18 protein-coding genes are annotated in these 21,197 nt (G+C 37.4%); 11 read left to right on the top strand and 7 right to left on the bottom strand.

The window, feature by feature from the left end:
* Positions 1–8: 8 nt before the first annotated feature.
* Entirely contained in the window at positions 9–470 is a 462-nt protein-coding gene (gene coaD, locus HQN86_RS03890) for a pantetheine-phosphate adenylyltransferase (RefSeq protein ID WP_172659714.1), read from the top strand.
* Here the strand turns inward: coaD and HQN86_RS03885 are convergent.
* A complete protein-coding gene (locus tag HQN86_RS03885) occupies positions 454–1,110 on the bottom strand; it encodes an NUDIX hydrolase (protein ID WP_172659713.1) in 657 nt (218 codons plus the stop codon). The genes coaD and HQN86_RS03885 overlap by 17 nt on opposite strands.
* Before the next feature lie 336 nt (positions 1,111–1,446).
* On the opposite strand from HQN86_RS03885, the gene pyrE reads away from it, so the two are divergent.
* From pyrE to HQN86_RS03865, 4 genes are all read left to right on the top strand, one after another.
* Complete coding sequence (pyrE, locus tag HQN86_RS03880; RefSeq protein WP_048906744.1) at positions 1,447–2,106, top strand: orotate phosphoribosyltransferase; 660 nt, start codon at positions 1,447–1,449, stop codon at positions 2,104–2,106.
* A gap of 7 nt (positions 2,107–2,113) precedes the next feature.
* A complete protein-coding gene (locus HQN86_RS03875) occupies positions 2,114–2,512 on the top strand; it encodes an SRPBCC family protein (protein ID WP_172659712.1) in 399 nt (132 codons plus the stop codon).
* A 180-nt stretch (positions 2,513–2,692) separates the two neighbouring features.
* A complete protein-coding gene (locus tag HQN86_RS03870; protein WP_172659711.1) occupies positions 2,693–3,130 on the top strand; it encodes a MarR family winged helix-turn-helix transcriptional regulator in 438 nt (145 codons plus the stop codon).
* A gap of 11 nt (positions 3,131–3,141) precedes the next feature.
* Positions 3,142–3,975 carry a universal stress protein gene (locus HQN86_RS03865; protein WP_172659710.1) on the top strand — a complete coding sequence of 278 codons (834 nt, stop codon included), beginning with the start codon at positions 3,142–3,144 and terminating at the stop codon, positions 3,973–3,975.
* A gap of 171 nt (positions 3,976–4,146) precedes the next feature.
* Here HQN86_RS03865 and HQN86_RS03860 read toward each other — a convergent pair whose 3' ends face one another.
* The 4 genes from HQN86_RS03860 to HQN86_RS03845 are packed head-to-tail and all read right to left on the bottom strand — an operon-like array spanning position 4,147 to position 7,187.
* Complete coding sequence (locus HQN86_RS03860) at positions 4,147–5,247, bottom strand: NADH:flavin oxidoreductase (protein WP_172659709.1); 1,101 nt, start codon at positions 5,245–5,247, stop codon at positions 4,147–4,149.
* A gap of 21 nt (positions 5,248–5,268) precedes the next feature.
* Positions 5,269–5,571, bottom strand: a complete 303-nt coding sequence (locus tag HQN86_RS03855) for an ArsR/SmtB family transcription factor (protein ID WP_048906747.1) — start codon at positions 5,569–5,571, stop codon at positions 5,269–5,271.
* Positions 5,572–5,627: 56 nt separating this feature from the next.
* Entirely contained in the window at positions 5,628–6,842 is a 1,215-nt protein-coding gene (locus HQN86_RS03850) for an MFS transporter (RefSeq protein ID WP_172659708.1), read from the bottom strand.
* Positions 6,843–7,187, bottom strand: coding sequence for a DUF1801 domain-containing protein (locus HQN86_RS03845; RefSeq protein ID WP_172659707.1), 345 nt, complete (start codon positions 7,185–7,187; stop codon positions 6,843–6,845). It abuts the gene before it with no gap.
* Positions 7,188–7,369: 182 nt separating this feature from the next.
* On the opposite strand from HQN86_RS03845, the gene clpB reads away from it, so the two are divergent.
* From clpB to HQN86_RS03830, 3 genes are all read left to right on the top strand, one after another.
* Complete coding sequence (gene clpB, locus HQN86_RS03840; RefSeq protein WP_172659706.1) at positions 7,370–9,964, top strand: ATP-dependent chaperone ClpB; 2,595 nt, start codon at positions 7,370–7,372, stop codon at positions 9,962–9,964.
* A gap of 251 nt (positions 9,965–10,215) precedes the next feature.
* The gene (locus tag HQN86_RS03835; protein WP_172659705.1) at positions 10,216–12,498 is read left to right on the top strand and encodes a glycosyltransferase family 4 protein; all 2,283 of its coding nucleotides are present in this window, start codon (positions 10,216–10,218) and stop codon (positions 12,496–12,498) included.
* A gap of 3 nt (positions 12,499–12,501) precedes the next feature.
* The gene (locus HQN86_RS03830; RefSeq protein ID WP_172659704.1) at positions 12,502–13,503 is read left to right on the top strand and encodes a glycosyltransferase family 4 protein; all 1,002 of its coding nucleotides are present in this window, start codon (positions 12,502–12,504) and stop codon (positions 13,501–13,503) included.
* Positions 13,504–13,513: 10 nt separating this feature from the next.
* Here HQN86_RS03830 and HQN86_RS03825 read toward each other — a convergent pair whose 3' ends face one another.
* Entirely contained in the window at positions 13,514–14,977 is a 1,464-nt protein-coding gene (locus HQN86_RS03825; RefSeq protein WP_172659703.1) for a glycoside hydrolase family 130 protein, read from the bottom strand.
* A gap of 385 nt (positions 14,978–15,362) precedes the next feature.
* On the opposite strand from HQN86_RS03825, the gene HQN86_RS03820 reads away from it, so the two are divergent.
* From HQN86_RS03820 to HQN86_RS03810, 3 genes are all read left to right on the top strand, one after another.
* A complete protein-coding gene (locus tag HQN86_RS03820) occupies positions 15,363–15,971 on the top strand; it encodes an outer membrane beta-barrel protein (RefSeq protein WP_172659702.1) in 609 nt (202 codons plus the stop codon).
* 118 nt (positions 15,972–16,089) lie between these two features.
* Positions 16,090–17,196 carry a C1 family peptidase gene (locus HQN86_RS03815; protein WP_172659701.1) on the top strand — a complete coding sequence of 369 codons (1,107 nt, stop codon included), beginning with the start codon at positions 16,090–16,092 and terminating at the stop codon, positions 17,194–17,196.
* A gap of 406 nt (positions 17,197–17,602) precedes the next feature.
* Positions 17,603–18,589 (top strand): IS4 family transposase, encoded by a 987-nt coding sequence (locus HQN86_RS03810; RefSeq protein ID WP_246269462.1) that lies wholly within the window; start codon positions 17,603–17,605, stop codon positions 18,587–18,589.
* Between the two features lie 53 nt (positions 18,590–18,642).
* Here HQN86_RS03810 and HQN86_RS03805 read toward each other — a convergent pair whose 3' ends face one another.
* The gene (locus tag HQN86_RS03805; RefSeq protein ID WP_172659700.1) at positions 18,643–21,147 is read right to left on the bottom strand and encodes a S9 family peptidase; all 2,505 of its coding nucleotides are present in this window, start codon (positions 21,145–21,147) and stop codon (positions 18,643–18,645) included.
* Between the last annotated feature and the right edge of the window lie 50 nt (positions 21,148–21,197).

The raw sequence follows: 21,197 nt of genomic DNA, 5'->3' as shown, positions 1-21,197 counted from the left end.
ATTTAACCATGAAGATTGCACTATTTCCTGGCTCATTTGACCCGATTACCATAGCTCACGTAGATATTTTAAAGCGCGCGTTACCTTTATTTGATAAAATTGTAGTGGGTATTGGCTTAAACAGTTCCAAACAAGGATTCCTGTCGGCCGATAAACGCGAAGAAATTGTAAGAAAGGTTTTTGAACAGGAGCCAAAAGTGGAAGTTGAACTATACGAAGGGCTTACAGTTGATTTCTGCAGACTGATCAATGCCCAATACATGGTTAGAGGGGTGCGTTCGGTTTCTGATTTTGAATACGAGAAAGCAATTGCGCAGATCAATCAGACGATGATGCCTGAAGTAGAAACCATAATTATTCTGAGCAAACCAGAATATTCGGCTATAAGTTCAACCATTGTGCGCGATATTCTGCGCAACAACGGTGATGTAAGTAAGTTTTTACCGCCACAAGCTATACCTTTTTTATAGCATGTAAAACTGGTTTTACTACAATATTATCTTCTAAAAGGCCCCCAACTTCCATTACCTGAACAATTGAAGGATAGGTATTCTTTAATACCTGATTAAGTTCCAGTTTGCTTAGCCAGCTTGCTTTGGTTATTCCTTCTTCTTTTTGAGGAATCAGTTTAGGCTCTCCCTTTACTGTCATGCTGTACCAGTTGGTTTTCTTAAGCACCAATTTACTCCCAAGCGTATAAACATGATAAGTTTTACATAGCTTTTCATCGTTGGTAAAAATCTTTACTCCACACTCCTCTTCAACCTCACGAAGGGCGGCTTCCTTCATTTTCTCATCTTTTTCTACCTTACCTTTGGGCAAATCCCACTTCTTATTTCTAAAAATAAAGAGGTAATTGCCTTTCACATTTTTCACTAAACCACCAGCAGCTTTTATAAGTTCACAGCTTTTTTTAATCTTTTTAAATAATTGTTTAGGATCCGGATCAAGTAGTATATAGTCTTTTCCAGATACCTTTTCTAAATTCTTATAGAAGAGTTCAAAATCAAAATCCTGCTTATCAAGCTGTTGAACTTTCTTTATTTGTTTAGGCATCAAGTCCGCAATAAACAAAGTATTATCGTTAATATAAATTCTGTAATTCTTCATCAGAAGGTAGTCGTTTTCGTTATCATTTAGTTCTCCGCAGCAATACTATTAAAGCATTCTTTTTAATCCGGTTGTTACCGGAATAAAATCGAGGTTTAAAAATACAGAATTATAACATACTGCTCTTACATTTATAGAAAAAACAAAAAATAAATCTCAGATACTACTGATTCACAGCCGATCACAGAAAAGACTTTCAGCATTGATTTTTATTACGGATATTTGCCAGTTCTAGATTGAATTAAACAAGAGTTTTCAGCATTTTTCTAATAAGCGATAAATAAAAAGTTTATTACGCTTACAAGCAAAACGCCAGAAATTCCGTAATTTTGAGACATGTATAATAAAAGTGATATTGAATTAAAAGTAGCTGAATTTTTATTACAAATAAAAGCAATAAAATTACAACCTAACAACCCGTTTACCTGGGCTTCAGGTTGGAAATCTCCTATTTACTGTGACAATAGGATCACACTTTCCCATCCTTCTGTTAGAACTTATATCAGACAAAAGCTTACGCAATTAATACAGGAAGAATATGGTTCTGTAGATTTAATAGCTGGTGTTGCCACTGCTGGTATACCTCAAGGTGCATTGGTTGCTCAAGAGCTCGGTTTGCCTTTCGCTTATGTTAGATCGAAAGCAAAAGAGCATGGAACCGGAAGTTTAATTGAAGGAGAAATAGTTGAAGGACAACGTGTTGTTGTTATAGAAGATTTAATTTCAACAGGAAAAAGCAGTCTTCAGGCTGTTGATGCTTTAAGAAATGCAGGCCTTTCTGTAGCAGGATTAGTTGCAATCTTTACCTATGGTTTTGATCAGGCCGAAGAAAACTTCAAAGAAGCAAAATGTCGTTTCTCGACCCTTTCTAACTACAATACACTAATAGAATATGCTGCTGAGCACAGCTTCATTGCACAAAATGATGTTGATTTGCTTACTAAATGGCGTAGAAACCCAGCCGACTGGGGAAAAGAATTAGAACAATTAACTTAAAATTATAATGACAGTTATTGAAAGCTCCGTAGAGTTAAACCTACCGGTTGAAAAGGTATATTCATTTTTGGCTGATATGAACAACCATCAGCAATTAATGCCAGAAAACATTTACAACTGGTCTTCTACAACAGATGAAGCTAGCTTCACCATCCAGAACATGGCTAAACTAGCAATCAAGATATCTGATCGCGTAGAAAACAAGGAACTAACTGCTATACCAACAGAAAAACCTCCTTTTGATGTTGAATTAAAATGGACAGTGGCTGACAACGGTAACGGCGGAACTATTGCAAAACATATTATCTCTGCAGATCTTAATATGATGATGAAAATGCTGGCTGTGAAGCCTTTGCAAAATCTTGCTGATCATCAAACTCAAAGATTAACAGAAATATTAAAATAATACATACTTGCACTTGTTGTGAGTAGTATACCCTTAATAATCGTCCGAAAGCTGGCCATATGGCCAGCTTTTTTTGCTTCTACCCATCCGTGTCGCCCGATATAATTTCAAAATTATGACACACAATAGTTAAATACTATACTATCTATTCCTTAACTTTATTCTAACAAAATAAAACTTATGAATAGCAAAGCCTCACTAGCCCTTGAGCTTGGTCGTGCAGTAATTGAAATGCGAAGCCGTTCGCGCCAGTTTATTCAGGCCAGAATTAAAGAAAACCAGCTAAATATTACTTACGAAATGCTCGAAGTACTAATGTGTTTATGGGAAAAGGATGGCATAAATCAACAGGAAATAGCTGATCGCATTATCAAAGAAAAAGCCAGCATGACTTATTTATTGGACAACCTGGTTAAGCGCGATCTGGTTAATAGAATGCCCGATGGAAACGATAGGCGAAACAACCTCATCCACTTAACAAAACAAGGAAAAGATCTTCAAGAAAAACTACTTCCATGGGCAATGGAGATGTATACAGCTGCATCAATAGACCTTACAGAGGAAGATATTATTGCATCTACCCTATTAATTAAGCAACTAACTAAAAACATTCAATAAATTTATTCATCATGAAAACGATACTGATACCCGTTGATTTTTCAGAACCTTCTAACAATGCAGTCAATTATGCCGTAGGCCTTAGTAACAATCAGAATCTTAGCCAGATTATCCTTTTTGCAAATTTTTACATCACGTTATTCGAGCAGATCTATCCATCTGCAGATTTTGTGCAGCTTAATGAGGATGATATCCTTAAACAAAAGGATTTACTACAAGGAAAGCTTGAAAAATTAAAGTCTCAGATACAAAAAAAACTAAACCAAGATATTTCCATTAAAGTTGCTTTAACGGAAGCACCTTTATTACGTGGTATACTTGAAATAATAGAACAGGAAAATCCTGACGCATTGTTTTTAGGTAGCAATAATCATGATGGCGAAATAAGCAATATTGGAAATAGCATGATTGAAATAGCTAAAGTAAGCCCTATACCAGTATTCATCGTTCCACCAAAGGCAACATATGAACCTGTAAAAAATGCGCTTGTTGCCTGCGATTTCAAAACACTAAATCATGTAAGTTTATTACAGCGACTACATAGTATTAAACATTGGCCTCATCCAAAACTCACCTTACTGAATGTTGATCCCGCTAATAAACATTTACTTCCTGAACATCCTGAGTTGGAAATAAAAGGGATGCTAAGCGAAATTCTACAAGGTTATGATTACGAGTTACAATATTCAACTGATAAAGACATATTAAATGGAGTGCTTACTTTTGCCGATCAGCATAAGCAACAAATGATCATTGCATTGCCAGGAGTCCATAGTTTCCTATACAGTTTAACCACAATAGCATTACAGAGGGCTTATCTACTGATGCAAATAAGCCCGTATTGATTTTAAAATAGTGAAGTTCTTCACAGGATTGGTGGTTCTTCACATATTATTCACACCTCCTTCACACAAAACCCACAAACAGGTACCTTTTTGTGTAGAATGTATGCAGAATGTGTGAACTATGTGAGGATTTGGCATAAGCACAGGTATACTCAATTAAGCAGAATAGCCTTACAATAACTGCATTAATGCCTCTCTAGAAAACCCTTTTAACTCAGCAGTACGCTCATCACGGATTTTCTGAACCCATTTAGCATCAGCAAGTAATGGCCTGCCCACAGCAACTAAATCAAAATCTCCCCTATCCATTCTTCTTAGCAATTCTTCTAATGAACTTGGCTCAGAGCTTTCGCCTTTAAATGCCGCAAGGAATTCGCCTGATAAACCAACAGACCCCACGGTAATGGTTGCTTTTCCGGTAATTTTTTTAGCCCAGCCTGCAAAGTTAAGATCAGAATCTTCAAATTCAGGCTCCCAGAAACGGCGCTGTGAACAGTGAAAAATATCTACTCCGGCATCAACTAAAGGTTGCAGCCATTGTTCCATCTCCTGTGGTGTTTTAGCCATTTGTAAAGTATAATCAGATGGTTTCCATTGTGATAACCTCAGGATTATCGTAAAATCTTCACCTACTTGTCTTCTCACTTCTTTTACTACTTCTACAGCAAATTTAGTACGTTCGTTCAGTGTTTTACCGCCATAACTATCGGTACGGTTATTAGTACCTTCCCAGAAAAACTGATCAATTAAATAACCATGAGCACCATGAAGCTCGACACAATCAAAACCTAATCTTTTAGCATCTGCCGCAGCACTGCCATAGGCTTTAATGGCCGCTTCAATATCATCCTGAGTCATGGCTACACCGTTCGAAAATCCAGGTCTGTTTAGATCAGATGGCCCTTCAAAAGGTGCCGAAGGAACCCATCCTGAATGATGGTTATCCATTATGCCCATATGCCATATTTGCGGTCCCATGCTTCCACCAGAATGGTGAACACTATTGATAACTTCTTTCCATCCTGCTAAAGCTGCATCGCCATAAAAATGTGGAATATTGGCATCATTTGATGATGAAACGCGATCAATAACCGTTCCTTCTGAAAGGATTAGGCCTACTTCTCCGGCTGCCCTTCTTGAATAGTATGCGGCAACATCGGCCGTTGGTACTCCTGCTGGCGAAAATGAACGTGTCATCGGTGCCATCACGATTCTGTTTTTTATATTTAATGATTTCAAACTAAATGGTCTGAACAAAGTTTCTGTACTCATATAATTGTATTTTAATAAATGCTATATTTCTGATTTAATGATATTGCTTAGTGCGGCAAAGGCTTCCTCATTACGCTTGTAATAAGTCCATTGCCCAAGCCTGGTTGATTCCAGCAGTCCTGATTTTTGGAGTATAGATAGGTATTCTGAAACGGTAGACTGGGTTAAACCTGCCTTTTGTTGTATTTGCCCCACACAAACCCCTACCTCATCAAACGCGGCATGCTCTTGCGGCGGAAAGTGTTTTTCCGGCTCTTTAAGCCACTGCAAAATCTGCAGTCGTGTTTTATTTGATAGTGCTTTAAAAATCTCTAACTGATCCATAGCACAAAGATATATCGACTTTTCCCGATATTCCTATTAACTAAAAAAGAATGACATTATGCTGATAACTTCATTTGTTTCATTACAAAGAAGAAACCTATCGAAGCAAGGGTTAATGCAGCTACCGTACCCCACCATAAAGTTTCGAATCCAAATTGGGCAGCAACTCTTGTACCTACCAGAGGAGAAAATATATGAGCTACAGAAAAGGATAGAGCATTAATACCCATGTATGCACCTCTCTTTTTTAATGACGATCTTTGAAGCGTAACCGTTGCCATAAAGGGCATAGCCAGGATCTCTGCCAGGCATATTATAAACATAGAAAGGTAAAGTACCGGAATACCCTTAGCAAGATTCAAAACCAGGAATGATAAGGCACACAATACAGTACCCGCTACAATTACAGTTCGGGCAGTAAATCTCTTTTCGGCAATATGAACTACCAGCATCTCTAGTGAAAACACAACTAGTCCGCTAAAGGCAAGTATTATTCCTATCTCTGCCTCTGTCATTTTGTAAACATTTCTGTAATACAAAGGGAGTGTACTTAACAACTGTAAAAAGCAAATGGCAAAAATGCAGGAAAGTACACTGAAAAGCATAAACGGTACATCCTTATAGGGCGACAAATTGGCTTGGTTTCCCTCTTCTTCTACCACTTCGTCTTTCTTCTTCTCGTTGCCTTTACGATTGCGGAAATAGATGAAAAAAAGTGTGGCCGACAAAAGGGCTGCTATTGCATTGCCATAAAATAAAAACGCGTAAGATATGGCAGCTAAAAAACCGCCTAAGGCAGGGCCAATTGAAAACCCAAGGTTCATAGCCATCCTGTTTAGTGAAAATGACCTGATGATATTATCTGGTTTTGAATAGTAAGCAATAGACACAGAGTTGGCAGGTCTGAATGTTTCAGAAACAAGGCTTAAAGTGAAAACACCTGCAGCAAGCTTAACCACAGTATCTAACTGTGGTAGCAGGAAAAACATAGGCACAGTTAAAATTAAGCTAACCAGCTGAACTTTAAAATGTCCGGCTTTATCGGTAAGCCAGCCACCTAAAAAGTTTCCGGAAACAGCTCCCAGCCCAAAGCAACTTAACACCATACCGGTATCTTCTAAAGAGAAATGAAGGTGATTGATCATGTAAACTCCTAAAAAAGGAATAACCATTGCCCCACTCCTGTTTATAAGCATAACAAGGGCAAGCATCCATGCCGGGGTAGATAACCCGCGGTAAGCATCTAAGTATAATCGTATAAATTCCTTCATTTAATAGCGGGCAAGCGCTTGTTTTAATATATCGTTCATCGTTTCAATCGGTAAATCCTCATTAGGATCTATCAACATTATTTTCATTCTGGCCCTCTTTTCAATAATCAGATCAGGATGATCTATATGCTTGCTTTCTACAATACCTATATAAGGTTTAAGGTATTTTTTATGAATCCATAAATAACAAAACATTTTTCCTTTATAGTAAAAAAATGGCAGTTTATATTTCCATTCAGGGGTAATATTTTCATCAAAGGCCAATAGATAATCTTTTAACGCAAGTAAACAACCCCTTACAGGCTCTTCTTTTTGCAAATAAAAATTGTCAAGTGGAGTAAGCATTTTAGAAAAAGGTAGATATTACAAAGGACGTAAAATTAAATCAGAAATCTTATGTTCAGACATTTTTTCATCATAAACCACTATTTATCAGACAATTATGCAGTTTTAAATAAAAAGAACCGACAAAATTTCCGATTAATAACTAAAAACCAAGATGGCATTTGCTTTGTTTAATTGCTGACATGAACTTCAACAACTTTACTATAAAAGCCCAGGAAGCAATTCAACAGGCTTCTGAAATAGCCCAGGGCAATCAGCAACAGGCTATTGAAACAGCACACCTATTAAAGGGTTTGCTCACTGTTGATGAAAACGTAGTTTCGTACGTTTTAAAAAAATTAAATGTAAATCTTAATGTTCTTGGTCAGCAGCTAGATGCTCAGATCGAGAAATTTCCTAAAGTTAGTGGTAGTAATCCGTATTTAACATCAGGAACCAACTCTGCTTTGCAAAAAGCACAATCATACCTTAAAGAATTTAAAGACGAATTTGTTTCTGTAGAACATCTTTTGTTAGGCATTCTATCTGTTAACGACAATACTTCAAAACTTTTAAAAGATCAGGGTGTAAATGAAAAAGACCTTAAAAAAGCAATCATTTCTTTAAGGGGCGACAATCATGTTACCGATCAGAATGCCGAAGCAACATATAATGCACTTAATAAATATGCACGTAACCTTAATGAATATGCTGAATCAGGCAAGCTGGATCCGGTTATTGGTAGAGATGAAGAGATCCGGAGGGTAATCCAGATCCTTTCCAGACGTACCAAGAACAATCCGATATTGATTGGTGAGCCAGGTGTAGGTAAAACCGCTATTGCTGAGGGTATCGCTTTCAGGATTATTAAAGGCGATGTGCCAACAAACCTGAAAACAAAAACCGTTTACTCGCTTGATATGGGTGCATTAATTGCCGGAGCGAAGTATAAAGGTGAATTCGAGGAACGCTTAAAAGCAGTAGTTAAAGAGGTAACACACAGTGATGGCGATATCATTCTATTCATAGATGAGATCCATACCCTGGTTGGTGCAGGTGGTGGCGAAGGTGCTATGGATGCAGCAAACATCCTTAAGCCTGCGCTTGCCCGTGGGGAGTTACGTGCAATTGGTGCAACTACGTTAGATGAATATCAAAAATATCTAGAAAAGGATAAGGCACTTGAGCGCCGTTTCCAAAAGGTAATGGTTGATGAGCCCGATACCCAGGATGCAATTTCTATTCTTCGTGGATTAAAGGAAAGGTATGAAACCCACCACAAGGTAAGGATTAAAGATGAGGCCATTATTGCGGCAGTAGAATTATCACAACGTTATATTTCTGATCGGTTTTTACCAGATAAAGCCATCGACTTAATGGACGAAGCTGCCTCCAAATTACGTTTGGAAATGGATAGTGTACCAGAGGAGGTTGATGAGTTGAACAGAAAGATCATGCAGCTAGAAATAGAGCGTGAGGCGATTAAAAGAGAGAATGACAGTAAAAAAGTTAAAACTCTAGGTGAAGAAATTGCCAACATGTCGGCCGAACGTGACGAGATAAAAGCAAAATGGCAAGGCGAGAAAGATCTGGTCGACAATATTAACAATGAACTGGAACAGATAGAGAATTATAAACTGGAAGCAGATCAGGCAGAGCGTGCAGGCGATTATGGCAAAGTAGCTGAAATCCGTTACGGTAAAATAAAAGAATCGCAGGATAACGTCGAAAAGTTAAAATCTCAATTGGAAAGTATGCAAAGCGAAAGCAGAATGCTCAAAGAAGAGGTAACTGCCGATGATATTGCAGGCGTTGTGGGTAGGTGGACTGGCATTCCGGTTACTAAATTAATTTCAAGTGAGCGAGATAAGTTACTGAATCTTGAAAACGAGCTGCATAAACGTGTTGCAGGACAAGACGAGGCTATTGAGGCTATATCTGATGCGATTCGTCGTTCAAGAGCCGGTTTACAAGATAAACGCAAACCAATTGGATCGTTCATATTCCTTGGAACAACCGGTGTTGGTAAAACGGAACTAGCCAAAGCGTTGGCAGAGTTTCTGTTTAACGATGAAAATGCCATGACCAGGATAGATATGAGTGAATATCAGGAGCGCCATGCAGTTTCACGCTTAATTGGAGCGCCGCCGGGATATGTAGGATATGATGAAGGCGGTCAGCTAACTGAAGCTGTACGTAGAAAACCATATTCGGTAGTGTTGTTGGATGAGATTGAAAAAGCGCATCCTGACGTGTTTAATATACTACTACAAGTATTGGATGATGGAAGGCTAACTGATAATAAAGGCCGTGTAGTGAACTTTAAAAACACCATTATTATTATGACTTCCAACATTGGATCTCATTTAATACAGGATAACTTTAAAAATCTTAATGATGAGAACCGTGATGAGGTGATTGCTAAAACTAAAAGCGAGTTGTTTGAGTTACTAAAACAAACAATAAGGCCAGAGTTTTTGAACCGTATAGATGAGCTGATCATGTTCACACCGCTCAACCGGAATGAACTTAGAGACATTGTTACCTTACAGTTTAAACATGTACAAGATACGCTTGCTGAAATGGGAATCGAGATAGAGGCAACGCCTGAGGCATTGGATTGGCTTTCGGAATTAGGATATGATCCTCAGTTTGGTGCACGTCCGTTAAAACGAGTAATTCAGAAACGTATATTAAATGAATTGTCAAAAGAGATTCTTGCTGGAAAGATTGATAAAGACAGTAAAATTAAACTGGATATGTTTGACCACAAGTTTGTTTTTTTAAACAACAAATAAAAGTTTAGCAAGAAAACGAATTGTTATTAAGGCGATCGTTTTTAAAAAAAGAGAGTGAGATTAAAATAATAATCTCATTCTTTTTCTTTTATAACCGCTCAACTTTATTATTTTTCTTAAAAAAGTTAAACAATTCATTTATCCCTCATGAATTTTGTCTAACATTTATGTTATTTTCCTAAATAAAATAAAAAAACAACAGAACATTCCTCTCTAACTATTGTTATACAAGCAACAACTCTTGTGTAATTATGAAAATTGCTTATATATCTTCCTATCCACCCCGTGAATGTGGTATCGCCACTTTCAACAACAATCTACTTAAAGCGATCGGCTCCAATAAAAAAACAGTATCGGAAGACAGTTTCGTGGTAGCGATGAATGATTCAGATTCTTTAGATGAATATGAATACCCTAAAGAGGTTAAATATGTAATAAGACAAGAAAACCAGAAAGATTATATCCGTGCCGCTGATTACATAAACACCAGTATTGCTGACGTTTGTATTTTAGAGCATGAATATGGCATTTATGGCGGAGAAAGTGGAGTTTATATTCTGCCACTCATCGCAAGGCTTCAAAAACCACTTATCACTATTTTCCACACCATATTAAAAGACCCTAATTATATGCAGCTTACTGTTTTGCGCGAGATCGCAAAACACTCTTCCAGAATTATAGTAATGAGCCATAGAGCTGTAGGCTTTTTAACCAGCATTTACGGAATTCCTTTTGATAAAATTCAATTAATTGAGCATGGTGTTCCTGATTTGGAACCTAAAGATGTTAATCCTGTAAAAAATACCCTGGCATTTAAAAACAAAAAGGTCCTATTCACTTTCGGCTTGATCAGCAGAAATAAAGGTTTGGAAACGGTTATTGAAGCACTACCAAAAATAGTAGCTAAAAATCCGGATGTGATGTATGTTATTTTAGGGACAACCCATCCTGGCGTGATACGTAACTCTGGAGAAGAATATCGTGATGGGCTAAAAAAACTGGCGAGAAAGCTTAATGTTGAAGACAACCTTACCTTCATTAACAAATTTGTATCAGAAGAAGAGCTGTTCGACTATCTGACGGCCTGTGACATGTATATCACACCCTATTTAAATGAAGCACAAATTACCAGCGGAACACTTTCATATGCTGTTGGAGCAGGTACAGCTGTACTATCAACTCCTTACTGGCATGCACAGGAATTACTTGCTGATCATCGTGGCAGATTATTCGACTTTAAAGATACCGATGGCCTTGCAGAAATTGTAAATGAATTATTTGAAAGTGATGAAAAACTCAATCAGTTAAGGGCTAATGCATATGAATACGGCTTACATCTACGCTGGCCTACGACGGGAGAAGTTTTTGTTGATGTGCTGACAGAAGCCATTTCTAAATTCCTTTCAGAGAAAGAAACTGGTAACAAACCTATTATAGACCCAGACATGATGCCTGCTTTTAGCCTGGCACATATACAACGTTTAACGGATGATACCGGAATTGTGCAGCATGCCAAATATGGAATACCAAATCTTAAGGAAGGGTATTGTTTAGACGATAACTCAAGGGCTTTAATATTAACTATCCTGGCCTATCAGCAAAACAAGAGTAAGGCTGCTTTAGATTTATTGCCTATTTATTTGAGCTACATTCAATACATGCAATGTGATGATGGAAACTTCAGAAATTTTTTAAGTTTCAAAAGAGAATATCTGGATGAGGTTGGTACGGAAGATTCGTTTGGGCGAACAATTTGGTCCTTAGGATATTTAATTAACAATGCACCTAACAATTCCTACCGTGAATTTGCGAAAGAATTATTCCTGAAATCTATTCCTCATTTTAAGAATCTGACGCATTTAAGAGGAATTGCCAACACGATGATTGGCTTAACTCATTTTATAAATGCCCATCCTTATGATGAGCACATTAAAAGTCAGTTAGATCAGCTTGCGGAACCTTTGAAAGCTGCCTACCGTGCCAATAAGGAAGGTCACTGGAATTGGTTTGAGAACAAATTAACCTACGATAATGCCATACTTCCACTTGCCTTGATGTATCATTACGAGATCAGCAAAGATCCTGAATCAAGGGAAATTGCTTTTGAAAGCTTGGAATATCTGACTCAAAAAACGCTGATAAAAGGTTATTTAAATCCGGTTGGGAACGATGGCTGGCTTTATAAGGATGGCGGAGAAATGGCCATATATGATCAGCAGGCCATCGAAACTATGGGAATGGTAATGGTATATTTTAAAGCGTACGAGATTACCCGAGACTTAACCTATATTAAACAGATGTACTTAAGTTACCAGTGGTTTTTAGGAGAAAACTCCTTACATATTCCATTGTATGATTATGAAACCAAGGGTTGTGCAGATGGGTTACAAACTTATGGGGTAAACAGGAATCAAGGTGCAGAAAGTACGTTAGCGTATTGGATTTCGCATCTTATTGTTCTTAAGGCTTTGGAATCGGAATACGAATTTATTCAAAGTAGCGACCTTACTGCAGCTCAAAAACAAACTTTTTAAGTTATGAGGATAGCGGTTCTGGCACCCGTAGCCTGGAGGACTCCGCCCAGGCACTACGGGCCATGGGAACAAATGGCATCTAATTTAACTGAAGGATTGGTAAAATCCGGCATAGAAGTAACCTTGTTTGCTACTGCCGACTCAATTACTGCCGCTAAGTTAGATGCTGTAATTAACGAAGGATATGAGGAAGATAAAACCTTAGATGCTAAGGTTACCGAGTGCCTGCATATCAGTAACCTTATGGAAAAGGCCGATCAGTTTGATCTTATTCATAATCATTTTGATTTTTTGCCCCTTACCTATTCAGGGCTCATAAAAATACCTTTAATTACGACTATTCATGGCTTCTCTTCGGAGAAGATCTTGTCTGTATATCAAAAGTACAATGCTTCTGGTCACTATGTTTCTATAAGCAACGCCAACAGGCATGCTTCTTTAAAATACCTGGCTACCGTATACAATGGCATTCAAACTGATAATTTTGATTTCAATGCCAATCCAGATGATTACTTATTGTTTTTCGGACGAATCCATTCTGACAAAGGACTCTTTGAAGCTATACAAATTGCAATAAAAACAAAGCGCAGGTTAATTATTGCAGGCATTATACAAGACCAGAATTATTACAAGGAAAAGGTTGAACCTTTTTTAAGCGATGAGATTAAATTTATTGGCTCGGCCGATCCGGAAAAAAGAAATAATTTGTTGCGGAAAGCATATGCACTTCTGCATCCAATTAGCTTTGAAGAACCTTTTGGTTTAAGTGTTGCAGAGGCAATGCTTTGTGGAACGCCAGTTATTGCTTTTCATAGAGGGGCAATGCCTGAATTGATAAAAGATCGGGAAACAGGGTTTTTGGTGAAAAATGTTGATGAAGCAATTGAAGCTGTTTCAGAATTATCCATCATTGATCGCTCAAAATGCCATAAATGGGCGTTCGAAAACTTTTCTCAGGAAAAGATGGTGGCCGATTACATCAGCCTTTACCATCAGATTTTATAGCTCTTTACTATTATTTAGAGCCCTTAAGTTTTTCGAGTAATATATCTATTTTGACGCCTGCAAATGAAGAACAATAGTCGGACAAACCATAAGGAATGATCAGCTCTCCATTATGGATGATAGAACCGCACGAATAAAGTACATTGGGCACATAGCCCTCGCGCTCATCATTATTAGGAATTACCAACGGTTCTTTCAGTCTTCCAATTTCTATAGATGGATCGTCTAAATCGAAAAGACTTGCCCCTAAGCAATACCTCCGCATCGGACCAACACCATGTGTAATGACTAACCACCCTGCCTCAGTCTCAATTGGGGAGCCGCAATTCCCTATCTGTATAAATTCCCAGGAGAATTTAGGTTCCTGAAGCTTAACCGGGTTATCCCAAACGGTGAGTCTGTCAGAATACATTAAATAGTTATTGCAACCATCAATACGCGACATCATGGCATATTTACCATTGATCTTTCTTGGAAACAAGGCAAGGTTTTTATTCTGTGCACCTATTCCGTGCAACGGGCTGATTTTAAAATCGTAAAAATCTGTAGTTTGCAGCAGCTTAGGCATAATCATAGCCCCATCAAATGCAGTATAGGTTGCGTAATATATTACTGTGCCATCGTCCTTAACAAAGCGAACAAACCTTGCATCTTCTATGCCTTTACGTTCAAATTCAGAAATCGGGAAAATTACACGATCAGAAATATCAGTATCTCTTGAAAAACTAATCTCATGATAGGTATCAGACAGCCAAAGCACCTTATCATATTCCAGTTTTTTTAAGTCGGTTTCCTGCAGGCTTTTAGAATCCAGAATAATCCTGCGCAGTGTAGCATAATCAAACTTATCCTCTAGTTTTAAACCTACCTCATCCAACACTTCAAGATCTATTTTGGAATCGGCTGCTTTTTTAAGAAAAAGCTTTTTATTATAGATGGCATTTTTTACCACTTCTGCCTCATCAATATAGTTTCCTGCCGGAATCACAGTAATGTCGTGATTGCGATCAATGAGTGCTCGTCTAAATACCACAGAGGAAATATGTCCCTCCCCTACAGCCCTAAAACTAATAATCACTCTTTTTTCACCTTCTACCAAATCAGACTGATCAGGATCTTCAATTACTGATGGATTAAAAAAAGCTGCAGACTCTATAGAATATTCATGAGTAAAATAGGAACCAATGAGTAGCTTGTGGTATTTATCAAGTTCCTCGTAATCGAAGCCAGCGCTCTCGATACAGTCTTTTACCTTTTTACAATGCCTGTTTAGAATTTTGGTAATACTTCTATGTCTCTTAGAATACTCCTGAAGCAAGGGTGATATAATATCAAAAACTTCAGTTTCAGTAAGCTCCATTACCTTTTTGATAACTTCTATTGCTCGTTCATCACCATTAAAAAAGAATCGTGCAATTACACGTTTTGGATCCGGGTATACTTTTATAGGCTTTCGTTCTATTAATAATCTCATAGTGTTATAACACTTTAGTAGGTACAATGATTTTATGAATATAATTTTTTTTAACGAAAGCGCCATTATGGTTTGGCACATTTAAAAAAAACTGATGCAAATTCTGCCAGAATGCCCTTATAATTACTGACAATTATACAATAATAGTCAAATTGACTATATATTTACATGTTAATTAAATGACAATTAATAGTTAATTGTCACCCTAAAATAATATTGAAATCCATCATTAATTTTATTTCACTATCAATTAGCGAGTTACAAAAAAATACGATTCCAGCAAAATAAGGCATATTATGTTTGGCACAGCTGTTGACTATATAACGTAAATGGTCAGAATATAAAAACTAGCGAATGACCAGATTATAAATTAAAAAATAAGAAAATGAAAAAATTATTATTATCATTAGTTGCAGTTTCTGCATTAGCATTTACTACTCAAGCACAAACTGAAAAAGGAAAAATTATTGTTGGTGGTAACGTAGCATTTGACACAAAGAAATCTGATGCAGATGGTGCTAAATCAAATACAAGTTTTGCGATTGTGCCAAGCGTAGGTTACTTTGTAAGCGATAACATTGCAATTGGTACTGGCGTTGGTTATAGCTACGACAAACAAGTTAGTGAGTTCGAAAAACAAGCTTTTGTAGTTAGTCCTTTTGGTCGTTACTATGCCAACTTATCTGAGTCATTCAAATTCTTCGGTCAGTTATCTGTACCAATGGAATTCGGAACTGCTAAAGCTGTAGATGCAGCTGGTAAAGTAGGTGAGAAAGTTGGTTCTACTACAGAAATTGGTGTTGCATTATCGCCAGGTTTTGCTTTCTTTCCAACTAAAAAAATCGGTATCGAGTTTGCAGTTAACGGATTAAGCTACAACAACTATCGTGTTGAAAACGGTGACGGCGATAAAGTAAAAGGAGCTGGTTCTGATTCATTCAGCTTTGGAGCTAACTTTTTCCAACCTAAATTAGGTATCCAATTCCACTTTTAATAGACTTTACATTTGGTTAGATAAAGAGCCCTTCGCATTAGCGAGGGCTTTTTTTATGACCAGTTTTTTTATTAAAACTCGTAATGGTTTACTATTTTTGGAAAACTAGCTTAACAAAATGAAAAAAACTATATTATTTGCAATCGGGTTCGGATTTATTTTATCCGCACACGCACAGAATAGTGCGTTAAAACCCGTAAAAGAAAATGCGGCAACTTCGGTTAAAAACCAAGGTCAGTCTGGCACCTGCTGGAATTACTCTACAACTTCCCTGATTGAATCTGAAGGGTTACGCAAAGGTTTAGGGGAACTGGATCTATCAGAAATGTTTACTGCACGTAATGTGTACATAGAAAAAGCTAAGAATTACATTCTCCGCCAGGGAAAAGCGCAGTTTGGAGAGGGTGGTCTTGGGCATGATTTAGTACGCTCCATATCTCTTTATGGTGCAATGCCTCAGGAAGCTTTCCAGGGTGTTAGCGGCGAAATACCTGATCACACCGGCTTGGAAACTGCACTAAAAACATATCTTGACGGCGTACTTAAAAAACGTCCGCTAGATAATGACTGGCTAAAGGGTTATGAGCAAATTCTGGATCAGAAAATTGGGGTTCCACCAGCTAATTTTGACTACAAAGGCAAAAGCTACACTGCACAAACCTTTGCTAAAGAGGTGCTAAAATTTGACGCTAACGATTATATAAACATCACTTCTTTTACTCACCATCCTTACTATACCCAATTTATTCTGGAAGCACCAGACAATTTTGCAAACGGGTCATTTTACAACCTTCCACTGGCAGAAATGGTAACCATGACAACTACTGCAGTAAAAAATGGATATACCATTATGTGGGATGCCGATGTGAGCAGCAGAAACTTTCAACAGAAAAAAGGATATGCTATGTTATTCGCTGATACAGTGGATGCGAAACAAGCTGATTTAAACCCTGATATGAAAGAAATAGCATATACACCGGAACTGCGTCAGCAATTATACGAGAACTTAACCACTCAGGATGATCACCTGATGCATTTAATTGGTCTTGAGCAATCAGCAAACGGGAAACTGTTCTTTAAGGTAAAAAACTCATGGGGAGATATTGGGCCTTTTAAAGGTTACATAGAAGTATCTGAACCTTATTTTGCGATTAATACAGTAAGTCTTGTAGTACCTAAAGCGGCGCTTTCAAAGGAATTAAAGAACAAACTAGGTATAAAATAAATTCAATTCATTAAATAAAAAGGGGGCTGATGCCCAGTCATGGTCGGAAGATTTTTCTTCCGACTTTTTTGCGTAAAAGAGTTTGTTTTATTTTCGTAAACACTTGATAATCAGTTGCTTATTCTTGTTTTTGTGGATTTAAATTAGTATCTTAATTGCTGATAATCAATAAGATATGGCAAAATTTAAAGATCATGCTATCAGTGCAAAACATCTATTAGGGTACATTCCTGAGGCGCTGATATCAAATTTATCCCTCACTACCAAGATCGATCATTACGCGAAGGTTCTTCATGGTAATAAGCTATTCTATCTTCTGTTGTATGGTATCTTGGATAATGAAAAACTAAGTTAACGAACTTTAGACGATACCTTCACTGATTCTGTATTCAAAGTACTTTTTAATCTGGATGAGGATGAACGGGTACGCAGAAGCTCCATTTCAGAGCGACTTTCTAAAATAGATCCAGATTATTTTAAGCAGATCTATGAATGCATTTACGATCAGTTCTCCAGTTTGTACTCCCTAACCGAAAGAGAGAAATATAACCTTATCCGTGTTGATAGCTCAATGGTTAGTGAAACGGTTGGTAAGTTAACCGAAGGGCTTGATAACAAAAGTGGTAAGAAAGCAGTGAAATATAGTATTGCCTTTGATGGAGTATTACCATGTCAATCCAATGTATTTACCTCCAAAGGCTATGCCAGTGAAGATCTTGCATTGCCTGAAGCAGTAATGGCTCATGTGAAGAAAGAAACAGATCATCAAAACATTTATGTGATGGATAGAGGTTTGCAATCAATCAGAAACATGAAAACATTTAGTTCCAATGCAATAACATTCATTTGCAGGACCAAAGAAAATAAGAAATTCGTTGAACTCGAGTCGCTTATACAGGAGAATAAAGACTTGGATCTAGGCGAATCCAATCTATTAAAGGACTCTAAAGTTCAATTGTATACTGGTGTAGCGGTAAATAACAAAAAGGGGAATAAACATTTCAGAGAAGAACTAGTAGATAGTCCCTTTCGTCTTATTATTGTGGAAAGCAAGTTGGATGGCAAGAAATATTGGTTTTTGAGCAATGATTTTGATCTGTCTGCAAAGGAAATGGCTCAAGCATATAGGAGACGCTGGGATATAGAGGTATTTTTTAGGTTTCTAAAACAGGAACTCAATATGAGCCACCTTGTGTCTTTGAATAAGAACGGAATACAGGTAATGTTGTACATGACATTAATGGCAGCCATGTTGGTGCTGATATATAAAAAAGCAAATAAATTGACTTACAAAACAGCAAAAAGACGGTTCTCCATGGAAGTAAGGGACTTAGCTATTGCCCTAATCGTTGTGCAATGCGGAGGAGACCCAGGCCTGTTTTTTAAAACATAAAAAATGGCCGGAATTTCTTCCGACCATGACTGGGCTAGCAGCTACTTTTTATTTTATTTCTTCTGTTCCACTTCCCTATCCATCTCCAGTACATTAACCTGGTCAGATTGAGAAAAGTCGCCAATCAAATATTTATTAAAGTGATCGGCCAGCTTCCAGAAAGCATATTCTGTTAAATCACCAAATGCATGGCGTTGTCCCGGTACAATAACAAATTCAAATCTTTTACCTGCTTTCATTAAAGCATTAGCTACTCTAATGGTATTTGCCGGATGTACGTTATTATCAACGTCGCCCGTCATCAACATTAAATGACCTTTCAGGTTTTTAGCAAGATCAGGATTTTTATCAATGCTATATTTAAATGTAGTATCGCCTTTTGCTGAAACAATTTCTTTTACACCATGATGCTTTTCACTCCACCATCTGTTATAAATACTGTTATCATGGTTTCCTGCATTTGATACTGCAGCTTTAAAGAAATCAGGATAAACAAGCATTGCGGCTGTAGACATAAAACCGCCACCCGAGTGGCCGGTAATACCAACTTTAGTGGCATCGATAAATGAGTACCTATCTGCCAGTTGTTCTACAGCAGCCTTCTTGTCAGCCAAGCCATAGTCGCGTAAGTTTCCATAACCATAGGTATGATACCATTTAGATCTTGCAGGGTTTCCTCCTCTATTCCCTACTGTAATTACCACATATCCAAACTGAGCCAAGCGATCAGTTCTATCCATGCTTTTACTAAAGGACTTGTTTACAGCCTCGGTTTGAGGACCGGGATATACATATTCTATGATCGGATACTTTTTGGTCGGGTCAAAATCAAAAGGTTTATACATTACCCCGTAAATATCCGTAACGCCATCATCAGCTTTTACTTTAAAAGGTTCCGGAAATTTATAACCGGTAGCCATTAATAAAGAAAGATCAGCAGTTTCAAGATCCATTACTTTTTTACCGGTGTTATCCATCAATACAGATCTAGGAACCGTATTAACTTTAGAGAAGTTATTTACAAAAAACTTATTCTCATCGTTCATATTTACTGCATGATCAAAATCTCCCGGATTTAGAAGCTTCATTCCAGACCCATCAAAATTAATGCGGTATAAATGCAGGTAGTAAGGATCTTCCTTAGCCTCTCGCCCATTTGCAGTAAAATACAACACCCTATTTTTTTCGTCGATGTTCACTATGCTTTCACAATGGAAGGCACCTTTTGTAATTTGGTTCTTTAACTTACCATTACTATCAAACAGATAAAAATGAGCCCATCCGTCTCTTTCAGACCAATGGATAATTTCTTTTCCATCGTTTACCAAACCCGGACGGTTGATTTCTACATAAGTGTTAAAACGTTCATCAATTACCGGAGTTACTACATCCGTATTGATATCAACGGTACACACATCAACTCGTTTTAAATCCCTGCTGGTACGCGAAAGATAGATCTTGCTGTTATTACCCAGCCATATAGAAGGTCTGAACTCATTATCACGATCTTTGTTTAAAGGAGGCGCTCCCCAGACAGACACACTCTGATCTTTGAAAGCAGCGATATTTAGCTTCTTAAAGGTTTTGCTGGCAAAATTGAATAAAAGGAGTTCATCAATTGGTGCATCAGGCTCACCTGGCATTTGGTATTTGTATGTTTCTAAGGTAGGCCTGCCGGCAGTAATATTGTTTACTACCCAAAGGTCTTTTACCTTACGGGAATCTGTTCTATCGAGCACAAAATATTTTGCATTTGGCGACCATAACACGTAAGCTCTGCGTCTTTTCTTATTGTTTTTCTCTTGTTCTTCATTATTTTCGCCATCACCATCGCTGCCATATGAATAAAACTTAACTCCATCCTTTGTTAGCTGGTGCTCTACAATGGTGCTGTCCTCTTCATTTTTCACAGCCTTTTTATAGTTTTCCTTATCCATCCAGTACAAGTTGTAATTTCTACTAAAGATAATTGCCGAGGAATCAGGTGCAACCGAACCCCAAGACGGCTTTGCTTTAGGCTTGGTATAATTTGGGACTTCGGTAAGTTTTGCACTTGCAATATCATAATTAAAATAAAAAATCTTTTTCTGCATTGAATCTGCATCTTTCTTATCCTTACGATCCTTTTTCAATTCATCAATAGTACTTTTTATTTCAAAACTGATTTGTTTCTCATCACTCGAAAACTTAAGATTCTCTAAAGACAAGTGCTGGGCATCAAAAGGATCACGAATAATTGTAGTGATTTCTGCAGCAAGTTGTGCATTGTCAAAAATCTTCTTTTTGCTTTTAGCAACCGGATCAACAAGGTACCAAAGCTTACCGTTTGGTGTTTCATACTCATACCAAAAACGATTACTTAATTTCAACCAGTGCGGATCAACAGCCGTTGAGTAAATGATCTTTTTAAGTTTGTTGGGCGAAAACCTTGAGGCAAGCTGATAATTTGCCTTCGGTGCCTGGGTTGTGGTTTCTGTTATTGTAAAAGTTTTGGTTTGCGAAACCGCATTAAAACCTGCACTAATAAGCAATAAAAATAGAATGTAAAGTTTCTTCATTTGAACTGTTAATTAAAACGGCTAAATTATTGATTAATACTAAAGAAGGA

Origin of the sequence: Pedobacter panaciterrae (assembly GCF_013204795.1) — a bacterium.
Classification (GTDB): domain Bacteria; phylum Bacteroidota; class Bacteroidia; order Sphingobacteriales; family Sphingobacteriaceae; genus Pedobacter; species Pedobacter panaciterrae.
The sequence above is the reverse complement of the archived record's forward strand: the minus strand, read 5'-3'. Positions and strand labels throughout refer to the sequence as shown.

Coding starts and splice junctions, on each gene's coding strand:
- coaD (WP_172659714.1), top strand. CDS start 9: ATGAAGATTGCACTATTTCCTGGCTCATTTGACCCGATTACCATAGCT.
- HQN86_RS03885 (WP_172659713.1), bottom strand. CDS start 1,110: ATGAAGAATTACAGAATTTATATTAACGATAATACTTTGTTTATTGCG.
- pyrE (WP_048906744.1), top strand. CDS start 1,447: ATGTATAATAAAAGTGATATTGAATTAAAAGTAGCTGAATTTTTATTA.
- HQN86_RS03875 (WP_172659712.1), top strand. CDS start 2,114: ATGACAGTTATTGAAAGCTCCGTAGAGTTAAACCTACCGGTTGAAAAG.
- HQN86_RS03870 (WP_172659711.1), top strand. CDS start 2,693: ATGAATAGCAAAGCCTCACTAGCCCTTGAGCTTGGTCGTGCAGTAATT.
- HQN86_RS03865 (WP_172659710.1), top strand. CDS start 3,142: ATGAAAACGATACTGATACCCGTTGATTTTTCAGAACCTTCTAACAAT.
- HQN86_RS03860 (WP_172659709.1), bottom strand. CDS start 5,247: ATGAGTACAGAAACTTTGTTCAGACCATTTAGTTTGAAATCATTAAAT.
- HQN86_RS03855 (WP_048906747.1), bottom strand. CDS start 5,571: ATGGATCAGTTAGAGATTTTTAAAGCACTATCAAATAAAACACGACTG.
- HQN86_RS03850 (WP_172659708.1), bottom strand. CDS start 6,842: ATGAAGGAATTTATACGATTATACTTAGATGCTTACCGCGGGTTATCT.
- HQN86_RS03845 (WP_172659707.1), bottom strand. CDS start 7,187: ATGCTTACTCCACTTGACAATTTTTATTTGCAAAAAGAAGAGCCTGTA.
- clpB (WP_172659706.1), top strand. CDS start 7,370: ATGAACTTCAACAACTTTACTATAAAAGCCCAGGAAGCAATTCAACAG.
- HQN86_RS03835 (WP_172659705.1), top strand. CDS start 10,216: ATGAAAATTGCTTATATATCTTCCTATCCACCCCGTGAATGTGGTATC.
- HQN86_RS03830 (WP_172659704.1), top strand. CDS start 12,502: ATGAGGATAGCGGTTCTGGCACCCGTAGCCTGGAGGACTCCGCCCAGG.
- HQN86_RS03825 (WP_172659703.1), bottom strand. CDS start 14,977: ATGAGATTATTAATAGAACGAAAGCCTATAAAAGTATACCCGGATCCA.
- HQN86_RS03820 (WP_172659702.1), top strand. CDS start 15,363: ATGAAAAAATTATTATTATCATTAGTTGCAGTTTCTGCATTAGCATTT.
- HQN86_RS03815 (WP_172659701.1), top strand. CDS start 16,090: ATGAAAAAAACTATATTATTTGCAATCGGGTTCGGATTTATTTTATCC.
- HQN86_RS03805 (WP_172659700.1), bottom strand. CDS start 21,147: ATGAAGAAACTTTACATTCTATTTTTATTGCTTATTAGTGCAGGTTTT.